The 22,522-nt window shown below is 73.6% G+C and carries 1 protein-coding gene; it reads right to left on the bottom strand.

Features of this window, described 5'->3' with window-relative positions; translation table 11 throughout:
• Positions 1 to 75: 75 nt before the first annotated feature.
• Positions 76 to 22,386 carry an SDR family NAD(P)-dependent oxidoreductase gene (locus OG956_RS01720; RefSeq protein ID WP_443065660.1) on the bottom strand — a complete coding sequence of 7,437 codons (22,311 nt, stop codon included), beginning with the start codon at positions 22,384 to 22,386 and terminating at the stop codon, positions 76 to 78.
• Positions 22,387 to 22,522 lie beyond the last annotated feature (136 nt).

Consider the following 22,522-nt stretch of genomic DNA (forward strand, 5'->3'; position numbering starts at 1 on the left):
TCGTTGCCACTTCCTAGGAGGAGCCCCGAGGGGTCCACAGACGTCGGGTCCTGAGCGGTCCGGGGTCGGTCGGGGTCAGGAAATGCCCAGCTCTTTGTTGATGAGGTCGAACATCTCGTCGTCCGTCGCGGACTCGAGTCCGGTGCCGGCCGTGGGGGTCGTGCCACCGGTGCCGCCGGTCCACCGGGCCAGCAGCTCCCGGAGGCGTGCGGTCACCTTCTCGTTCAGTCCGTCGTCGGCCGGGGTGCCGTCGGCGGAGGCGCTGTCAGGGGCGTCCACGGCGTCCATGGCCGACTCCAACCGGTCCAGTTCGGCGAGCAGGAGGTCCGCCGGCCGCCGCTCGGGCTCGTCCTTCGGGGCGCACTGCTGCAGCAGGTACCGGGCGAGCACCGCGGGGGTCGGGTAGCTGAAGATCAGCGTGGCCCGCAGGGTGAGTCCGGTGGCCGTACCGAGCCGGTTGCGCATCTCGACCGCGGTGAGCGAGTCGAAGCCGAGCGACTTGAACGGCCGGTCGGCGTCGACCGCGTCGGGGTCGGAGTGGCCGAGGACCGCCGCGGTGTGGGTGCGCACCAGGTCCAGTGCGGCGCGTTCGCGTTCCTCCGCGGGCAGTTGCCGCAGCTGTTCCGTGAACGACACGGTGGGCGCGTCGCCGTCGGCGGCGTCCTGGCTGCCGGCCGCCGTCGCGGCGGGCGCGGCGGCCCGCCGGACGGGGGTGCGGGCCAAAGCCCTGAGCAGTGCGGGCGGTTCGGTGCCGCGGCGGGCGAGGCCCGCGAGGTCGAGCCGGGTGGGCAGCAGCAGTGCCTGGTCCGCGGCGAGCGCCGCGTCGAACAGGGCGAGGCCCTCGTCGGCGGGCAGCGGCGCCAGACCCATACGGCCGATGCGGCGGACGTCGGCCGCGCCGAGCGTGCCGGCCATGCCGGCGTCGGTGTCCCACAGGCCCCAGGCGAGGGACAGCGCGGGCAGGCCCTGCGCCCTGCGGTGGTGGGCGAGGCCGTCGAGGAAGGCGTTGGCGGCGGCGTAGTTCGCCTGGCCCTGGCTGCCGAAGGTGGCGGCCACGGAGGAGAACAGGACGAACGCCGACAGGTCGCTGTGGCGGGTGAGTTCGTGCAGGTTCCACGCGGCCTGCGCCTTGGGCCGCAGCACCCGGTCGACGCGCTCGGGGGTCATTCCGTCGAGGATGCCGTCGTCGAGGACGCCGGCCGCGTGGACGACCGCGGTGAGCGGGTGCCGTTCGGGGATCACGGCGAGCAGCCGGGCCAGGGCGTCGCGGTCGGCGATGTCGCAGGCGGCGACGGTGACCTCGGCGCCGAGCCCGGTCAGTTCGTCGGCGAGTTCCCGGGCGCCGGGGGCGTCGGGGCCGCTGCGGCTGGTCAGCAGCAGGTGCCGTACGCCGTGTCCGGTCACCAGGTGCCGGGCGAGGAGCGCGCCGAGCGTACCGGTGCCGCCGGTGATCAGGACGGTGCCGGCGCGCTCCGTCCCCGGTGCGGCGGGTACGCCGTCCGGGTGGGCCGGGCGGGTGAGGTCCACGGGTACGTCGGGCACGGTGAGCACGATCTTGCCGGTGTGCCGGGCCTGGCTGAGGTACCGGAACGCCTCCGGGGCCCGGCGCACGTCCCAGGTGGTCACCGGGAGCGGACGCAGCGCCCGCTGTTCGAACAGGCCGAGTACGGCGGCGAGCATCTCCGCGGTGTGCCCGGGGTCGACGTCGCGCAGGTCGAACGCCTGGTACAGCACGCCGGGGTGGTCGGCGGCGACCGCGGCCGGGTCGCGCAGGTCGGTCTTGCCCATCTCGACGAACCGTCCGCCGCGTGGCAGCAGCCGCAGTGAGGCGTCGACCAGTTCCCGGGCGAGGGAGTTGAGGACGACGTCCACGCCACGGCCGCCGGTGACCGCGAGGAACTTCTCCTCGAACCCGGTGTCGCGCGAGGAGGCGATGTGGTCGTCGTCCAGCCCCATCGCGCGCAGCGTCGGCCACTTGGCGGGCGCCGCGGTCGCGAAGACCTCGGCGCCCAGGTGCCGGGCGAGCTGTACGGCGGCCATGCCGACGCCGCCGGTGCCGGCGTGGATCAGCACGGACTCGCCGGGTCGCAGGCCGGCGAGGTCGACCAGGCCGTGGTAGGCGCTGAGGAAGACGATGGGCGCCGCCGCGGCCTGGGTGAAGGACCAGTCGCCGGGCACGCGGGCCAGCAGCCGGTGGTCGGTGACGGCGACGGGGCCGTACCCGCCGGAGAACAGTCCGAGCACCCGGTCGCCCGCGGCGAGTCCGGTGACGCCCGGTCCGGTCTCCAGGACCACACCGGCGCCCTCACGGCCGGGCACCTCGCGGTCGAGCATGCCCAGGCAGACCAGGACGTCACGGAAGTTCACACCGGTGGCGCGCATCGCCACCCGCACCTGGCCCGGAGCGAGCGGCCCGCCGACCTCGGGGCAGGCGACGAGCGCCAGGCTGTCGAGGGTGCCGGGCGTGGTGACGTCCAGCCGCCACAGCGGCTCGCCGGGCGGCGGCAGCAGGCTGCCTCCGGTACCGGCCGGGGCCAGCCGCGGCGCGTACACGGTCGCACCGCGCACGGCGAGCTGCGGTTCGCCGGTGGCGAGGGCGGCGGTGACGATCCCGGCCGGGTCGGCCGCCACCGCGCCCGGCGTGCTGTGGTCCCCGGCGGGGTCGAACGGGGCCGCTTCGGCGGAACCGGCGCTCCCGGAGCCGGGGCCGGTCAGCGGCAGGTCGAGCAGGGTGAGGCGGCCGGGGTGCTCCGACTGGGCCGAGCGCAGCAGTCCCCACAGGGAGGCGGCGACCGGGTCCACGGCGGCGCGGTCGCCCTCGGCGGGTACGGCACCGCGCGTCACGAGCACGAGCCGGGCGGCGGCGAAGCGGTCGTCGGCGAGCCAGTTCTGCACCAGGGCGAGGGTGTCGTGCAGGGCGGTGCGGGCGGTCTCCACGGTGGTGGCTTCCGCGGTGTCTGAGCTGTGGGCCGGAACGCCGGTGCCCTCGGTGCCGGGCGTCAACGTGTCCGCAGGCCGGTTCTCTCCCCCGCACGCGACGAGCACCGACTCCGGCAGGGCGGTGCCCGCGTCCACGGCCGAGGCGAGCGCCGCGAGGTCGGGGTAGTGGCCGGCCGCGGTGTCCGTGAGCCAGTCGATGCGCGGGCCGACGACGGCCCAGCGGGCGTCGCGGTCCGCCTGTGCCTCGGACGGAACGGGCAGCTCGCTCCAGTCGAGGCGGAACAGCGCCTCCTCGACTCCGGTGCGGGTGCCCCGCGCCGGGGCCAGGGCCTCGGGGCTCAGCTCCCGCAGGGTGAGCGCCTCGACGCGGGCGACGAGCCGGCCCTCGGTGTCGACGACGGTCAGCGCGAGCGTGTCCTCGTCGACGGGCGTGAGCCGGACCCGTACGGCGGTGGCGCCCACGGCGGCCAGGGTGACCCCGCTCCACGCGAACGGCAGCCGTACCGCACCCGTGCCGTCGGCGCCGGTCCGCCCGGCGGCGAGCCAGGCGTGCAGGGCGGCGTCCAGCAGGGCGGGGTGCAGTCCGTGCCGTGCGGCCTCGGCCTGCTGGTCGGCGGGCAGCCGGACGTCGGCGTGGATGTCGTCGCCGTTCCGCCAGACGGCGCGCAGGCCCTGGAAGACGGGGCCGTAGGTGTAACCGTCGTCCGCGAGACGCTCGTAGAAGCCGTCCAGCGGGATGCGGTCGCCGTCGGTGGAGGGGCCGTCGGCCCAATCGGCCTTCGCCTGCGGGTCGTTCGTGGCGTCCGTGGCGTCGTCGAGGAGGCCCGTGGCGTGTCGCACCCAGCTGTCGGCGGTCGCGTCCGGCGTGTCGGCCTGGGAGTGGATCGACACGGTCCGCCGTCCCGACTCCTCGGCCGCTCCGACGGAGACCTGGACGCGGACACCGCCGTCCTCCGGGAGGACCAACGGCGCTTCGAGGGTGAGGTCGGCGACGCGTGCGCAGCCGACATGGCGGGCGGCGTGCAGGGCGAGTTCGAGGAAGCCCGTGCCGGGGAAGAGGACCGCGCCCGCGACGGCGTGGTCGCGCAGCCACGGCTGGGCCGCGAGCGACAGCCGCCCGGTGAGCAGGGCGCCCGTGCCCTCGGCGAGCGTGACCTCCGCGCCGAGCAGCGGGTGCCCGGACGCGGTGAGTCCGAGTCCGGTCGCGTCACCGGCCGCGGCGGCGGGGGCCGGGGGCCAGAAGTGCTGCCGCTGGAAGGGATAGGTGGGCAGCGCGGTCGGGCGGGCGCCGGTCCCGGCGAACAGGGCGGGCCAGCGCAGTACGGTGCCGCGGGTGTGGAGGGCGGCGACGGCCGTGAGCAGGGCGCCGGTCTCGTCGCGGTCCTTGCGCAGCGCGGGCACGTGCAGCGCCTGCGCGGCCGGGTCGGCGACCGTCTCGGCGCGCACCAGCGCGGTGAGCGTGCCGTCGGGGCCCAACTCCAGCCAGGCGTCAGCGCCTTCGGCCGCGATCCGGCGGGCGCCGTCGGCGAAGCGCACGGTGTGCCGGACGTGCCGCACCCAGTACTCGGGCGACATCAGGTCGTCCGGGTCGGCGGGATCGCCGGTGAGCGCGGAGACGATCGTCAGCCGCGGCCGGTCGTAGGCGAGGCTCTCGGCCACAGCCCGGAAGTCGGCGAGCATCGGCTCCATCAGCGGCGAGTGGAAGGCGTGGCTGACACGCAGCGCCGTCACCTTGCGGTCCTGGGCGCGGAAGTGCGCGGCGATCTCCTCCACGGCCTCCGCGGTGCCGGCGACGACCGTCGCCTCGGCACCGTTGACGGCGGCCATGCCGGCCTCGGCCTCGCGGCCGGCGAGCAGCGGCAGCACCTCCTCCTCCGACGCCTGCAGCGACACCATCGCCCCGCCCTGGGGAAGGGCCTGCATCAGCCGGCCGCGTGCCGCGACGAGCCGGCAGGCGTCCGCCAGCGACCACACCCCGGCCACGTGCGCGGCGGCCAGCTCGCCGATCGAGTGCCCGAGCAGCACGTCCGGACGCACACCCCACGACTCCAGCAGCCGGAACAGGGCCACTTCGAGCGCGAAGAGCGCGGGCTGGGCGTACTCGGTGCGGTTCAGTACGTCCGCGTCCTCACCGAAGACGACCGCCTTGAGATCGAAGGGGAGTTCGGCGTCGACCGCGTCGAAGGCCTCGGCGAAGGCGGGGAACGTCTCGTACAGCTCGCGGCCCATACCGAGCCGCTGCGAGCCCTGGCCCGCGAAGAGGAACGCCGTACGGCCGCTGCCGGCCGCCGCCGTGCCGGTGACGACATGCCCTGGCGTCTCCTGCTGGGCGACGGCCCGGAGGCCGCTCAGGGCCTGCTCCCGGTCCGCGGCGAGCACGACCGCACGGTGCTCCAGCGCGGACCGGGTCGTCGCCAGAGAGAGCCCGACGTCCTGCGGAGACAGCGCCGGGTCGGACGACAGGAACTCCGCCAGCCGCTCCGCCTGTGCGCGCAGCGCCGCGGGTTCGGCGGCGGAGAGAGGCAGCAGGACGGTCCGGCCACGGCCGTCGGTCTGGACGGGCAGGTCGCCGTCGCCCGTCGTCGCCCGGGAGGCCGTCCGCAGGGCCGTCCGGGGGGCTTCTTCGAGGATGACGTGGGCGTTGGTGCCGCTGATGCCGAACGAGGACACACCGGCCCGGCGCGGACGGTCACTCTTGGGCCATGCCCGCTCCTCCGTGAGGAGCGCGATGTCACCGGCCGCCCAGTCCACATGCGACGACGGCTCCCCCACGTGCAGCGTGCGAGGCAGGACGCCGTGCCGCATCGCCATCACCATCTTGATCACACCACCGACACCGGCGGCGGCCTGCGTGTGACCGATGTTCGACTTCAACGATCCGAGGAACAGCGGCTGTTCACGGTCCTGCCCGTAGGTGGCGAGAAGCGCCTGCGCCTCAATGGGGTCGCCGAGCGGGGTGCCGGTGCCGTGCGCCTCGACGGCGTCGACGTCGGCGGGCCTGAGGCCGGCGCCGGCGAGCGCCTGCCGGATGACCCGCTGCTGGGAGGGACCGTTCGGCGCGGTGAGACCGTTCGAGGCACCGTCCTGGTTCACCGCCGACCCGGCGACCACGGCCAGCACACGGTGACCGTTACGGCGTGCGTCCGACAGCCGCTCCACCAGCAGCAGGCCCACACCCTCCGACCAGGCCGTGCCGTCCGCATCGTCCGAGAACGCCTTGCACCGCCCGTCCGACGCCAGCCCCCGCTGCCGCGAGAACTCCAGGAAGGTCTCCGGTGTCGCCATGACGGTCACACCGCCGGCCAGCGCCAGGTCGCACTCGCCGGAGCGCAGGGCCTGCACCGCCAGGTGCAGGGCGACCAGTGAGGACGAGCATGCCGTGTCCACCGTCACCGCCGGACCCTCGAACCCGAAGGTGTACGCGATACGACCAGAGGCCACGCTGCCGGTGTTGCCGGTCATGAGATAGCCGCCGGAATCGTGTTCTCCGGTGCGGAGGAAGGAGCCGTAGTCCTGGGCCATGGCGCCGGCGAAGACGCCGGTACGGGAGCCGCGCAGGCTCGCCGGGTCGATCCCGGCCCGCTCGAACACCTCCCACGACGTCTCCAGCAGCAACCGCTGCTGCGGATCCATCGCCAGCGCCTCACGCGGAGAGATCCCGAACAGCGTGGCGTCAAAGGACGCGGCGTCGTAGAGGAAGCCGCCCTGGCGGACGTAGGTGCGGCCCGGTGTGCCCGGCTCGGGGTCGTAGAGGGCGTCCAGGTCCCAGCCGCGGTCGGCCGGGAACGCACCGATGGCGTCACCGCCCTCGCGCACCAACCGCCACAGATCCTCCGGCGAACCCACCCCACCCGGGAACCGGCACGCCATACCGACGATGACCACCGGGTCGTCGCCCACGCCGACCGCGGCGGGCAGCGCGGCAGCGGAGCCGGTCTCGGTGGAGCCGTCGTCCACCAGCTCGGACAGGATGAGGCGGGCCACTTCGGCCGGGGTGGGGTGGTCGAAGACCAGCGTGGCGGGCAGCCGCATACCAGTGGCGGTGTTGAGGCGGTTGCGCAGTTCGACCGAGGTGAGGGAGTCGAAGCCGAGGTCCTTGAAGGTCTGCTCCGCCTCCACACGATGCGTGGAGCCGTGGCCCAGAACGGCGGCGGCCTGCGTCGACACGAAGTCCCGCAGGAACCGCTCCCGGTCGACGGCGGGCAGGGCCAGCAGCCGCTCCCGCAGGTCGGTGCCGCCCCGTCCTTCCACGTGCTCGGCCTTGCGGCGGCCCCGCGTGCGGACGAGCCCGCGCAGCAGGGCAGGGACGTCCTGTGGGGTACGGCGGCTGAGCGCCGCGACGTCCAGGTCGACCGGCAAGACGACGGCCCGCTCCAGACCGCCGCCCAGTGCCAGCGCCGTGTCCAGGAGCCCGAGGCCCTGTTCGGGGGCGAGCGGGAGCATGCCGGCCCGCGCGAGACGCCGCAGGTCGGCCTCGGACAGCTCCGCCGTCATGCCGGAGCCGGGAGCCCAGGGACCCCAGGCCAGGGATGTGGCGGGCAGGCCTGCCGAGCGGCGGGTGGCAGCGAAGGCGTCCAGGAAGGCGTTGGCCGCCGCGTAGTTGGCCTGACCGGCGCCACCGAAGGTACCCGCGACGGAGGAGAAGACGACGAACGCCGCCAGGTCCGCGTCGGCGGTCAGCTCGTGCAGATGGGTCACCGCGTCGGCCTTCGGCCGCAGGACGCGGGCCAGCCGGTCGGGGGTGAGGGCGGAGACCACGCCGTCGTCCAGGACACCGGCGGTGTGGACGACGGCCGTCAGCGGATGCTCGGCCGGAATCGCACCGAGGGCGGCGGACAGCTGGTCCCGGTCGGCCACGTCTACGGCGGCCACCTCGACCTGAGCGCCCAACTCGCCCAGCTCCGCTGTGAGTTCCCTTGCGCCGGGCGCATCGGCACCGCGACGGCTGACCAGCAGCAGGTGCCGTACGCCGTGCTCAGTGACCAGGTGCCGGGCGACCAGCGCGCCCAGACCGCCCGTGCCCCCCGTCACCAACACCGTGCCCTCGGGGTCCAGCGGCGCCGGAACCGTCAGCACCACCTTGCCGACATGGCGCGCCTGCGACAGGAACCGGAACGCCTCGGGGGCGCGCCGCACATCCCAGCACGTGACAGGCAGTGGCTTCAGGACACCCGCCTCGAACAGTTCCACCAGGTCGGCGAGCATCTGCCCGATCCGCTCGGGCGCCACGTCCATCAGATCGAACGCCTGATACCTCACACCCGGATGCGCGGCGGCAACCACCTCGGGGTCACGGACATCCGTCTTGCCCATCTCCAGGAACCGTCCGCCCCGCGGCAGCAGCCGAAGCGAGGCGTCCACGAACTCACCGGCCAGCGAGTCCAGCACCACATCCACACCCTGGCCGTCCGTCACCGCCAGGAAAGCCGCCTCGAAGTCCGTGTCACGCGACGAAGCGATGTGCCGGTCGTCCAAGCCCAGTGCACGCAGGGTGCCCCACTTGCCGGCGCTCGCCGTACCGAACACCTCAGCGCCACGATGCCGGGCCAACTGCGTCGCCGCCATGCCCACACCACCGGCAGCCGCATGCACCAACACGCGCTCGCCCGCACGCACCCCACCGAGGTCGTTCAGCGCGTAGTACGCCGTCAGGAAGACCACCGGCACCGAGGCCGCCTGCGTGAACGACCATCCCCGTGGGATCCGCGCGACCCTGCGTGCGTCGGCGATGGCAACCGGGCCGAAGGAGCCGGAGAACAGGCCCATCACCCGGTCGCCGACGGCCAGTTCGGTCACACCGGGGCCGACCTCGGTCACCACACCGGCGCCCTCGAGGCCGAAGTCCCTGGCGTCGCCGGGATACATGCCCAGGGCGTTGAGCACATCACGGAAGTTGAGGCCCGCCGCGCGTACGGCGATGCGGACCTGCCCCTCCGCCGGCTCAGGTGGGGTGACAGACGTGAGGGCGAGCCCCTCCAGGGTGCCCTTCTCCACGATGTCCAGCCGCCATGACGTCTCGCCCACCGGCGCCGGGAGAACGGTGGTCGACGCGCGGCCCAGCCGAGGCACGTACACAGTTCCGCCGCGCACCGCCAACTCCGGCTCACCCGAAGCCAACGCCCCCGCGACAACCGCCCTGGACTCCTCAGCACCGTCCACGTCCAGCAGCACGAACCGCCCCGGCGCCTCCGTCCGCGCCGCACGCACCAGACCCCACACCGCAGCCTGAGCCGGGTCGGGGTCGTCCTCGCCTACGGCCACGGCGCCCTGGGTCACGACCACCAACCGAGCGTCCTCGTACCGCTCTTCCGCCAGCCAGGTCTGCACATGGGCGAGCACCGTGCGGGTGACCTCGTGAGCGGCGTCGGCCGCATCGCCGGCCGGCCGCTTCACCCGGATCAGGACGTCCGTGCCGGGTTCGACCGCGCCACCAGGCAGCTCGTCGGAGAGGTGGGCTGCGTACGCCGGTCCCTCCGGGGCGACCGGTACGGGCATCGGCGTCCAGTCCAGCTGGAAGAGGCTGTCGGGCCTGCCGGCGTCGGTCGCGGTGAGCGCGCCGGTCGCCTCGCGCAGGGTCAGCGACTCGACACCTGCGACCAACTCACCGGCTGCATCGGCAAGTTCGAGGGTGACGGTGTCGGCGCCGACCGGGGCCAACCGCACGCGCAGCTCCCGCGCCCCCGACGCCCACAGCGACACCCCGGCCCACGAGAACGGCAACCGGGCCCGGCCGTCACCGAACACCGACGAGAACAACACCGCATGCAACGAGGCGTCCAGCAGCGCCGGATGCAGACCGAACCGCCCAGCAGCCGTCTCCCGCTCCTCCTCGGGCAGGGCGACCTCGGCGAAGACCTCCTCGCCCCGGCGCCAGACGCTGCGCAGGCCGCGGAACACCGGCCCGTACGACAGCCCCAGGGCCGCGAAACGGTCGTACACGTCCTCGACGGGCTCCGCGACCGCCTCCTGCGGCGGCCACACCGCGAAGTCGAAGGCGGTCCGGGGAGCGGGGTCCGTGAGTTCGGCCAGGGTGCCGGTGGCGTGGAGGGTCCACGGCCGGTCATCCGTCAGGTCCTCGTTGCGGGAGTGGATCTCCAGGGGGCGCCGACCGGAGTCGTCCGCCGCACCGACCCGCACCTGGACCCGCACACCACCACGCTCGGGCAGCACCAGCGGCGCCGCGATCGTCAGCTCCTCCACCCGGTCGCAGCCCGCCGACTCACCGGCCCGCAACGCCAATTCGAGGAAACCGGTGCCCGGGAACACCACCGAACCGGCCACCACATGGTCTCGCAGCCACTCCTGCGCCGCCGGCGCCAGACGGCCGGTCAGCAGTACCTCACCATCACCACCGGCCAGCTCCACCGCCGCACCCAGCAACGGGTGCTCCGCCGAACCCAGACCCACGGCGCCGAGGTCCTTGGCCCGCAGCGCGGCGGCCGAGGGCCAGAAGCGGCGGCGCTGGAAGGCGTACGTCGGCAGCTCCGCAGCGGACCGGGCGTCCGCGGACGTGCCGGCGAACAGGGCGCTCCAGTCGAGTGCCGTGCCCAGGGTGAAGAGTTCGGCTGCCGCCGACAGGACGGAGCGGGCCTCGGGGCGGTTCTTGCGGAGTGCGGGAACGAGCAGGCGGTTCTCGGCGTCGTGGGTGGCCGACTGGGCGAGAGCGGTCAGGGTGCCGTCGGGGCCCAGCTCCACGTACCGGGTGACGCCCTGCCCCTCCAGGCGCCGCACTCCGTCGGCGAAGCGCACCGGGCGCCGTACGTGCTCGACCCAGTGCTCGGCCGACATCAGCTCTGCGGCGGTAGCGGACTCGCCGGTCAGGGTGGAGACGATCGGAATGCGCGGCTCCGCCGGGGTCAGGCTTTCGGCCACGGCCCGGAAGCCGGCGAGCATCGGCTCCATCAACGGCGAGTGGAAGGCGTGGCTGACCCGCAGCGCCGTCACCTTGCGCTGCTGGGCGCGGAAGTGCGCCGCGACCTTCTCCACCGCGTCCGCCTCACCCGAGACCACCACGGCCTGCGGACCGTTGACCGCGGCCAAGCCCACACGCACGTCATCGACGAACGGCAGCACCTCCTCCTCCGCCGCCTGCAGCGCCACCATCGCCCCACCCGCCGGCAACGCCTGCATCAGCCGGCCGCGCGCCACCACCAGACGACACGCGTCCGCAAGCGACCACACCCCGGCGACGTGTGCCGCCGCGATCTCACCGATCGAATGCCCGGCCAGCACGTCCGGGCGCACACCCCACGACTCCAGCAACCGGAACAGCGCCACTTCCAGGGCGAACAGCGCGGGCTGGGCGTACTCGGTGCGGCTCAGAACGTCCTCGTCCTCACCGAAGACGACCGCCTTCAGATCGAACGGTAGTTCCGCGTCCACCGCGTCGAAGGCCTCCGCGAAGACGGAGAACGTCTCGTACAACTCCCGGCCCATACCGAGACGTTGCGAGCCCTGGCCGGCGAAGAGGAATGCCGTACGACCGCTGGTCTGGACCGTGCTCTGGACGGTGCCGGGTTCAGTCCCGCCCTCCGCCAGGGAATGGAGCGCGCTCAGCAGCTCGTCGCGGTCGCCAGCGAGGACTACGGCGCGGTGCTCCAGCATGGTCCGGGTGGTGGCCAGGGCGAGGGCGGTGTCGGCGAGGGCGAGGTCCGGGCGGGCTTCTATGAAGCGAGCCAGCTGCTGCGCCTGCGCGGGCAGCGCACCGCCCGCCGCGGACAGCACCCAGGGCAGGACCCGCGGGAACGTCGAGTCCTGCGCCGGCGCGGTCCCGTCCGCTTCGGCCGGAGTCTCGGCGGCACCCTGACTGGCGTCCAAGGGGGCTTCTTCGAGGATGACGTGGGCGTTGGTGCCGCTGATGCCGAACGAGGACACACCCGCCCGCCGCGGACGGTCCGCCGCTCGCGGCCACTCCCGCTCCTCCGTGAGGAGCGCGATGTCACCGGCCGTCCAGTCCACATGCGAGGACGGCTCCCCCACGTGGAGCGTGCGAGGCAGGATGCCGTGCCGCATCGCCATCACCATCTTGATCACACCACCGACACCGGCGGCGGCCTGGGCATGGCCGATGTTGGACTTCAACGATCCGAGGAACAGCGGCTGTTCACGGTCCTGCCCGTAGGTGGCGAGGAGCGCCTGCGCCTCGATGGGGTCGCCGAGCGGGGTGCCGGTGCCGTGCGCCTCAACGGCGTCGACGTCGGCGGGCCTGAGGCCGGCGCCGGCGAGCGCCTGCCGGATGACCCGCTGCTGGGAGGGACCGTTCGGCGCGGTGAGACCGTTCGAGGCACCGTCCTGGTTCACCGCCGACCCGGCGACCACGGCCAGCACACGGTGACCGTTACGGCGTGCGTCCGACAGCCGCTCCACCAGCAGCAGGCCCACACCCTCCGACCAGGCCGTGCCGTCCGCGCCGTCCGAGAACGCCTTGCACCGGCCGTCCGACGCCAGCCCCCGCTGCCGCGAGAACTCCAGGAAGGTGTCCGGGGTGGACATGACGGTCACACCGCCGGCCAGCGCCAGGTCGCATTCCCCGGAGCGCAGGGCCTGCACGGCCAGGTGCAGGGCGACCAGCGAGGACGAGCACGCCGTGTCCACCGTCACCGCCGGACCCTCGAACCCGAAGGTGTACGCGATACGACCAGACGCCACGCTGCCGGTGTTGCCGGTCAGGAGGTAGCCGTCCGTGCCCTCGGAGGTGCCGCGCAGCGACGTACCGTAGTCCTGGGCCATGGCGCCGGCGAAGACGCCGGTGCGGGAGCCGCGCAGGCTCGCCGGGTCGATCCCGGCCCGCTCGAACACCTCCCACGACGTCTCCAGCAGCAACCGCTGCTGCGGATCCATCGCCAGCGCCTCACGCGGAGAGATACCGAACAGGGCGGCGTCAAAGAGCGGAGCGTCGTAGAGAAAGCCGCCCTTGCGGACGTACGTGTGTCCGGCCCGGCCCGGCTCGGGGTCGTACAGGGCGTCCAGGTCCCAGCCGCGGTCGGCCGGGAACGCACCGATGGCGTCACCGCCCTCGCGCACCAACCGCCACAAGTCCTCCGGCGAACCGACCCCACCCGGGAAACGGCACGCCATACCGACGATGACCACCGGGTCGTCGCCCACGCCGACCGGGGCCGGGAGCAGTGCCTCGCTCGCGGGCTCGGCGCCGCCGACCAGTTCGGTCGTGATGTGCTGGACCAGGGCGGCCGGCGTGGGGTAGTCGAAGATCAGAGTGGCGGGGAGCCGCATCCCGGTGGCCGCGTTGACTCGGTTGCGCAGTTCGACCGAGGTCAGGGAGTCGAAACCGAGTTCCTTGAAGGTGTGCTCCGGCTCGATGTCGGCTGCCGAACCGTGGCCGAGGACGGCGGCTGCCGTGCCACGGACCAGCTCCGAGACGAGCCGGTGCCGGTCGGCCGGCAGCGCCGCCATGAGCTGGGCCTTGAGATCCTGGGCGTGGGTTCCGGCGCCCACTTCGGCCTTGCGGCGGGTACGGACCCGGACCAGGGCCCGCAGCAGCGCGGGCACTTCGTCGGCCGCGCGCCGACGCATGCCGGCGAGGTCGAGCTCCATCGGCACGACGGCGGCCCGCTCCAGCGCAGCGCCCCGCTCCAGTGCGACATCCAGGAGCGCGAGTCCGCGCTCAGGCGCGAGCGGCTGCATGCCCTCGCGGGCCATGCGGCGCAGGTCGGCCTCGGACAGCTCCGCCGTCATACCCGCTCCCGGAGCCCACGGGCCCCACGCCAGGGACGTCGCGGGCAGACCGGCCGAGCGGCGTACGCCGGCGAAGGCGTCCAGGAAGGCGTTCGCCGCCGCGTAGTTGGCCTGACCGGCACCGCCGAAGGTGCCCATGACGGACGAGAAGACGACGAACGCGGCCAGGTCCGCGTCGGCGGTCAGCTCGTGCAGATGAGTCACCGCGTCGGCCTTCGGCCGCAGCACCCGGGACACACGCTCCGGCGTCAGCGACGCCACGACACCGTCATCGACCATGCCGGCGGCGTGGACGACGGCCGTCAGCGGATGCTCGGCCGGAATCGTGCCCAGCATGGCGGACACCTGGTCGCGGTCGGCGACGTCTACGGCGACCACCTCAGCACGAGCACCCAACTCGCCCAGCTGAGCGGCGAGTTCTGCGGCACCGGGCGCGTCGAGGCCGCGGCGGCTGGCGAGGAGCAGGTGCCGTACGCCGTGCTCGGTGACCAGGTGCCGGGCGACCAGCGCACCCAGACCCCCCGTGCCACCCGTCACCAACACCGTGCCCTCAGGGTCCAGCGGCACCGGAACCGTCAGCACCACCTTGCCGACATGGCGCGCCTGCGACAGGTAGCGGAACGCCTCCGGGGCGCGCCGCACATCCCAGCACGTAACCGGAAGCGGCTTCAGGACACCCGCCTCGAACAGCTCCACCAGGTCGGCGAGCATCTGCCCGATCCGCTCGGGCGCCACGTCCATCAGATCGAACGCCTGATACCTCACACCCGGATGCGCGGCGGCAACCACCTCGGGGTCGCGGACATCCGTCTTGCCCATCTCCAGGAACCGTCCGCCCCGCGGCAGCAGCCGAAGCGAGGCGTCCACGAACTCACCGGCCAGCGAGTCGAGTACGACGTCCACACCCTGGCCGCCTGTCACCGCCAGGAAAGCCGCCTCGAAGTCCGTGTCACGTGAGGAGGCAATGTGCCGGTCGTCCAAGCCCAGTGCGCGAAGGTGATCCCACTTGCCCGTGCTCGCCGTACCGAACACCTCGGCGCCACGATGCCGGGCCAACTGCGTCGCCGCCATACCCACACCACCGGCAGCCGCATGCACCAGGACCCGCTCGCCCTCGCGCAGCGCCCCGAGGTCGTTCAGCGCGTAGTACGCCGTCAGGAACACGATCGGAGTGGAAGCCGCCTGCGCGAACGTCCACCCCGACGGAATCCGGGCGATCGTCCGCACATCCGCAACCGCGACCGGCCCGAACGCACCCGAGAACATGCCGAACACCCGGTCGCCGACCGCCAGTCCGGTCACACCGGGGCCGACCTCGGTCACCACACCGGCGCCTTCGAGACCGAAGTCCCTCGCGTCACCCGGATACATGCCGAGCGCGTTGAGAACGTCGCGGAAGTTCACACCCGCCGCGCGGACGGCGATCCGGACCTGCCCCTCCCCCAGCTCCGACCGAACGTCGACGGGGACGAGGGCCAGCCCCTCCAGCGTGCCCTTCTCAGCAATGTCCAGCCGCCACGACTCCCCCACCGGAGCCGTCAGCACACCGCTACTCGACGCACGCCCCAGCCGCGGCACGTACACGGCCCCGCCGCGCACCGCCAACTCCGGCTCACCCGAAGCCAACGCCCCCGCGACAACCGCCCAGGACTCCTCAGCACCGTCCACGTCCAGCAGCACGAACCGCCCCGGCGCCTCCGCCCGCGCCGCACGCACCAGACCCCACACCGCAGCCAGAACCGGATCGGCGCCCGTCGCCTCGGCAGCGACCGCACCCTCCGTCACGACCACCAACCGAGCACCCTCGAACCGCTCCTCCGCCAGCCACTCACGCACCAGCGCGAGGGTGTCGGTGGCCACGGCGTGGGCGGCGGCCGGAGTGGTGTCGGCGGGGCGCTCGATGCGCACGAGCACGTCCCGGGGGAGGGCCTCGCCCGCGGAGGGCAGGCCGGCACGCACCTCGGGAACGGGTCCGGCGGCCGTCGGCACCCGCGTCCAGTCGACCTGGAAGAGGCCGTCCTGCTGCCGGCCGCCGTCGGCCGTGTCGAGCTCGCCGGTGACCTGTCGCAGCACCAGCGCGTCGACGGCGGCCACGGCTCCGCCGGCCGAGTCGGCGAGGTCCAGGGCGACCGTGTCCGCTCCGGCGGGAGCCACGCGGACGCGCAGCTCACGGGCGCCGGTGGCCCACAGCGACACACCGCTCCATGAGAACGGCAGCCGCAGCGAGGTGTCGCCGCCGAAGGCGCCGTGCAGGACGGCGTGCAGGACGGAGTCCAGCAGTGCGGGGTGCACGCCGAAGCGGTCGGCGAGTTCCTGGTGGGCCTCGGACAGTGCGACCTCGGCGAACACCTCCTCACCGCGCCGCCACAGTGCGCGCAGCCCGCGGAACACCGGGCCGTACGACAGGCCCAGGCCCGCGAAACGGTCGTACGCGCCCTCGACGGGTTCGGCCACCGCGCCGCGCGGGGGCCACACGCCGAAGTCGAACGACTCGGCCGGACCAGGCGGGTCGGTGCCGACGACACCGCTGGCGTTGAGGGTCCACGCCTCGTCCGCAGAAGCGTGGTCGGGCCGGGAGAAGACGCTGACGCTGCGGCTGCCCGCGTCGTCGGGACCGTCGACCAGCACCTGGATCTGTACGGCGCCGTCCTCGGGGAGGACGAGCGGCACGGCGATGGTCAGTTCCTCCACGCGGTCGCAGCCGACCTGTTCGGCACCGTGGAGGACGAGTTCCAGGAAGCCCGTCCCGGGGAACAGGACGGCGCCGGCGACGACGTGGTCGCGCAGCCACGGGTGCGAGCGCAGCGACAGCCGTCCGGTGACGACCACGCCGTCCGAGTCGGCCGGGGTGACGGCCGCGCCGAGCAGCGGGTGGTCCGCGGAGGTGAGGCCGAGTCCGGCGATGTCTCCGGTGTGGCGTTCGGGGGCAGGGGTCGGCCAGTAGGTCCTGCGCTGGAAGGCGTACGTCGGCAGCGGGACGGTGCGGGCGCCGCTGCCCGTGAAGAAGGCGGCCCAGTCGACTTCGCCGCCGCGGGTGAACAGTGTGGCCACCGTGGCGAGCAGGGCCTCGGTCTCCGGGCGGTCCTTGCGCAGGGAGGGCAGGATCAGGCGCCCGGTGCCGTCGGCGTCCAGGGACGCCTGGGCGAGCGCGGTGAGGGTGCCGTCGGGGCCCAGTTCGACGAACCGGGTGATGCCCTGCTCGGCGAGCGCGCTCACCGCGTCGGCGTAACGGACGGTCCGGCGGACATGCCGCACCCAGTACTCCGGGGTCATCAGCTCGGCCGGGTCCGCGGGGGCGCCGGTGAGGGTGGAGACGAGGGGCAGTCCCGGCCGCTCGTACGTCAGGCTCTCGGTAACCTTGCGGAAGTCGGCGAGCATCGGCTCCATCAGCGGCGAATGGAAGGCGTGGCTCACCCTCAGAGCGGTGACCTTGCGCTCCTGCGTCCGGAAGTGCGCCGCCACCTCTTCGACGGCCTCGGCGGTGCCGGCGATCACCACCGCCTGCGGACCGTTGACCGCCGCCAGGCCCACCCGCACGTCATCGACGAACGGCAGCACCTCCTCCTCCGCCGCCTGCAGCGCCACCATCGCCCCACCCGCCGGGAGGGCCTGCATCAGCCGGCCGCGCGCCACCACCAGGCGGCACGCGTCCGCCAGGGACCACATGCCCGCCACATGTACGGCCGCGATCTCACCGATCGAGTGCCCGGCCAGCACGTCCGGGCGCACCCCCCAGGACTCCAGCAACCGGAACAGCGCCACTTCGAGGGCGAACAGGGCGGGCTGGGTGAACTCGGTGCGGCTCAGTGCCTCTTCGTCCTCGCCGAAGACGACCGCCTTCAAGTCGAAGGGGAGTTCGGCGTCCACCGCGTCGAAGGCCTCCGCGAACACCGGGTACGTCTCGTACAGCTCGCGGCCCATACCCAGCCGCTGCGAGCCCTGACCGGCGAAGAGGAACGCGACTCGGCGGCCCGCGCGGTCGTCGGCACCGGTGATCAGGTGGGGGTCGGTGTCACCGGCTGCCAGGGCGGCGAGGCCGCGTTCGAGTTCGTCCCGGTCTGCGGCCAGCAGCACGGCGCGGTGGTCCAGCGTGCTGCGCGTGGTGGCGAGCGACAGGCCGAGGTCCGCAGGCGTCAGCTGTGCGTGCGCCGAGAGGAACGCGTCGAGACGCGCGGCCTGGGCGCGCAGGGCGTCGGGGTCGGCCGCGGACAGCACCAGCGGGAACGTGCGTCCGCCGGTGTCGAAGGCGTCCCGTTCGGGGGCCGCGTCCTGGAACGCCGCTTCCTCCGTCGCCTCCTCCAGGATGACGTGGGCGTTGGTGCCGCTGATACCGAACGACGACACACCCGCCCGACGCGGACGGTCCTCCACCCGCGGCCACTCCCGCTCCTCCGTGAGCAGCGCGATGTCACCGGCCGTCCAGTCCACATGCGACGACGGCTCGTCCACATGCAGCGTGCGAGGCAGCAGACCGTGCCGCATCGCCATCACCATCTTGATCACACCACCCACACCGGCAGCAGCCTGCGTGTGACCGATGTTCGACTTCAACGACCCCAGCCACAGCGGCTCTTCGCGGTCCTGCCCGTAAGTCGCGAGGAGCGCCTGCGCCTCGATCGGGTCACCGAGCGGCGTGCCGGTACCGTGCGCCTCCACCGCATCCACATCACCCGGCTTGAGTCCGGCGCCGGCGAGCGCCTGCCGGATGACCCGCTGCTGGGAGGGACCGTTCGGCGCGGTGAGACCGTTCGAGGCACCATCCTGATTCACCGCAGACCCGGCGACCACGGCCAGCACACGATGCCCGTTACGGCGCGCGTCCGACAGCCGCTCCACCAGCAGCAGGCCCACGCCCTCCGACCACGCCGTGCCGTCCGCACTGTCCGAGAACGCCTTGCACCGCCCGTCCGACGCCAGCCCCCGCTGCCGCGAGAACTCCACGAACATCTCCGGGCCCGCCATCACCGTCACACCACCGGCCAGAGCGAGGTCGCACTCCCCCGCCCGCAGCGCCTGCACAGCCAGATGCAGGGCGACCAGCGAGGACGAGCACGCCGTGTCCACCGTCACCGCCGGCCCCTCGAACCCGAAGGTGTACGCGATACGACCCGAGGCCACGCTCAGGGTCGTACCGGTGAGGAGGTAACCGTCGGACTGCTCGACGGCGTCACGCAGACGGGCTCCGTATCCCTGTTCCACGAGGCCGGCGAAGACGCCGGTGCGGGAGCCGCGCAGGCTCGCCGGGTCGATCCCGGCCCGCTCGAACACCTCCCACGACGTCTCCAGCAGCAACCGCTGCTGCGGATCCATCGCCAGCGCCTCACGCGGAGAGATCCCGAACAGACCGGCATCGAACTCGGCCGCGTCGTCAAGGAATCCGCCCTCGCGGACATACGTGTGTCCGGCCCGGCCCGGCTCAGGGTCGTACAGGGCGTCCAGGTCCCAGCCGCGGTCGGCCGGGAACGCGCCGATGGCGTCACCGCCCTCGCGCACCAACCGCCACAGATCCTCCGGCGAACCCACCCCACCCGGGAAACGGCACGCCATACCGACGATGACCACCGGGTCGCCGTCCGTGCCCGCCGGGGTCCGGAGTGCGAGTTCCTTGCGGTCGGTGGCCGGGGAGAGCTGCTCCTCCAGGTGGCCCGCCACCGCTTCCGGTGTGGGGTGGTCGAAGAGCAGGGAGGCCGGCAGGCGCAGTCCGGTCGCGGCCCTGAGACGGTTGCGCAGGTCGACGGAGGTGAGGGAGTCGAAGCCCAGATCCTTGAAGGTGCGCCGGGGTTCGACCTCGTCCGCGGAGTCGTGGCTGAGGATGGCGGCGGCGTGGGTGCGGACCAGGTCCAGCAGGGTCGTGCGGCGCTCGCGCGGAGACAGCCGGTCGAGACGGGCGCGCAGCGTCGAGGCCGCGTCCTCGATCCCCTCGATGCCCTCGACGTCCTCGACGTTGTCGATGCCGTCGACATCCTCGACAGCGTCCGTGCCTTGGGTGTCGGCGGCGGCCGTTCGCGGCTCGGCGGAGGTCATCCCGGGCTGCGGAACCGTGACCGTGTCGGCCAGCCAGTAGCGGCGGCGGCAGAAGGCGTACGTGGGCAGGTCCGTGCGGCGGGCGCCGTGCGCGGTGAGGACGGGGGTCCAGTCGACGGGCAGGCCCGTGGTGTGGAGGGCGGCGAGCGCTCCGAGGAAGGAGCGGGCGCCGGGGCGGTCCTTGCGCAGGGTCGGGACGGCGAGGACGTCGTCGGTGTCCAGGGTCTGTTCGGCGAGGGCGGTCAGTGTGCCGTCGGGGCCGAGTTCGACGAGGTGCCGGACGCCCTGGTCCCGCAGGGTGCGGATGCCGTCGGCGTACCGCACGGTGTGGCGGACGTGGCGGGTCCAGTAGTCCGGGGAGGTCAGTTCGTCGAGGGTGGCGGTGCGGCCGGTGACGTCGGAGACGACGGGCAGGTCCGGCCGGCCGTAGGTGACGTCGGCGAGCACCGTGCGGAACTCGTCGAGCATGGGCTCCATGAGCGGCGAGTGGAAGGCGTGGCTGACGCGCAGGGCCGTCACCTTGCGGTCGAGGGCGCGGAAGTGGGCCGCCACCTCCTCGACGGCGTCGGCGGTACCGGAGACGACGATCGCGGCGGGGCCGTTGACCGCCGCGATGCCGAGCCGGTCCTCCCGTCCGGCGAGCAGGGGCAGCACCTCGTCCTCGGAAGCCTGGACGGAGACCATGGCGCCGCCGCCGGGGAGCGCCTGCATCAGCCGGCCGCGCGCGACGACGACGCGGCAGGCGTCGGCCAGGGACCACAGGCCGGCCACGTGCGCGGCGGCGATCTCGCCGACGGAGTGTCCGAAGAGCACGTCGGGACGCACTCCGAAGGACTCGGCGAGGCGGAACAGGGCGACTTCGAGGGCGAAGAGCGCGGGCTGGGCGTACTCGGTGCGGTTGAGGCGGTCGGCGTCCTCGCCGAACACGATCTCCCGCAGGGCGAAGGGAAGTTCGGCGTCGACCGCGTCGAAGGCGTCCGCGAACACCGGGTACGTCTCGTACAGCTCGCGGCCCATGCCGGGGCGCTGCGAGCCCTGGCCCGCGAAGAGGAAGGCGGTGGCGCCCTGGGATGTGGTCGTGGCGGCCGGTTCGAACACTCCGGTGACGACGTCAGGGGTCGGGGCGCCGGAGGCCAGGGCGGTGAGGCCGCGCAGCAGGTCCTCGCGGTCCGTGCCGAGGACGACGGCGCGGTGCTCGAAGCGGGTCCTCGTCTCGGCCAGGGAGTAGGCGACGTCGGCCGCGCCGGCGGCGGGGTGGGCCTCCAGATGGGCGAGCAGCCGCGTGGCCTGGGCGCGCAGCGCCTTGTCCGTGCGGCCGGAGACGATCCAGGGCAGGGGCGCACGGCCGGTGCCGGGCAGGGCCGCGCCGGTCGCGTGGCTCCGGGTCGTGTCCGTGCCGTCGGTCTCGGCCACCGGAGCGCTACGACGCCCCCGTGGCCGCCCGCCGGCCGTGCCGGCCGTCTCGGTGTGGGGCCATTCCTCCAGCACCACGTGGCAGTTGGTGCCGCCCATGCCGAACGAGCTGACGCCCGCCCGGCGTGGCGTGGTCCCGCCCGGCCACGGCAGGGACGCGGTCGCGACACGCAGGTTGAGGTCGTCGAGGGGGATCGCGGGGTTGGGCTGCTCGTGGTTGAGGCTGGCGGGGATGCGGCCGTGGCGGAGCGACAGCACGGTCTTCACCAGTCCGGCGATGCCGGCCGCGCCCTCCAGGTGACCGATGTTCGTCTTCACCGAGCCGACGAGCAGGGGGCGGCCGTCCGTGCGGGCGCGTCCGACGACAGTGCCGAGGGCGGCGGCCTCGACGGGGTCGCCGAGCCGGGTGCCGGTGCCGTGGAGTTCGACGTACTGGACCTCGGACGGGTCGAGGCCGGCGTCGCGGTAGGCGAGGCGCAGGACTTCCTCCTGGGCCTCCCGCAGGGGGGCGGTGAGGCCGTCGCCGCCGCCGTCGTTGTTGGTGGCGCTGCCCCGGATGACGCAGTGGATGCGGTCGCCGTCGGCCAGGGCGCGGGCGAGGGGCTTGAGGAGGACGAGTGCGCCGCCCTCGCCGCGCACATAGCCGTTGGCGCGGGCGTCGAAGGTGAAGCAGGCGCCGTCCGGGGAGAGCGCGCCGAAGCCGGCGCAGGCGAGGTCGCTGTCGGGGGCGAGGGTGAGGTTGACGCCGCCCGCCAGGGCGAGTTCGCTCTCTCCGCTGCGCAGGCTCTCGCAGGCGAGGTGCACGGCGACGAGCGAGGAGGACTGGCCGGCGTCGACGGTGAGGCTGGGGCCGCGCAGACCGAGGACGTAGGAGAGGCGGTTGGCGATGATGCCGCGGTTCAGGCCGCTGAGGGTGTGGCGGCCGACTGCCTCGGGGCCGAGGCGCCGGGCGAGGGCCGCGTAGTCGTCCCAGATGGCGCCGACGAAGACGCCGGTGCGGCTGCCGCGCAGCCGGCCGGGGACGACGGCCGCCTCTTCCAGAGCCTCCCAGCCGAGTTCGAGGACCAGGCGCTGCTGGGGGTCCATCGCCGCTGCCTCGCGCGGCGAGATGCCGAAGAAGCCGGCGTCGAAGCGGTCGACGTGGTCGAGCCAGCCGCCACGGCGGGGGGGCAGGGGCGTGTCGGGGTCGGAGGCGGCGAGCGAGCCGAGGCGGTCCGCGGGGGTTTCCGTGACGGCGCTCTCGCCCTCGATGAGCAGACGCCAGAACGCGGCCGGGTCGGGGGCCTGGGGAAAACGGCAGGAAATGCCGACCACGGCGATCGCGTCCCGCAAGGCCGCCGCGTTTTCCGGGGCGGAACGCGTGCCGGAGAATTCCGCGGATTCCCGAACGGACGCGGCGCCCTCGACGGACGCGGCACCCTCGACGGATGCGGCTCCCCGACGGGGTACC

The sequence above is a fragment of the Streptomyces sp. NBC_00557 genome (genome assembly GCF_036345995.1).
Classification (GTDB): Bacteria; Actinomycetota; Actinomycetes; order Streptomycetales; family Streptomycetaceae; genus Streptomyces.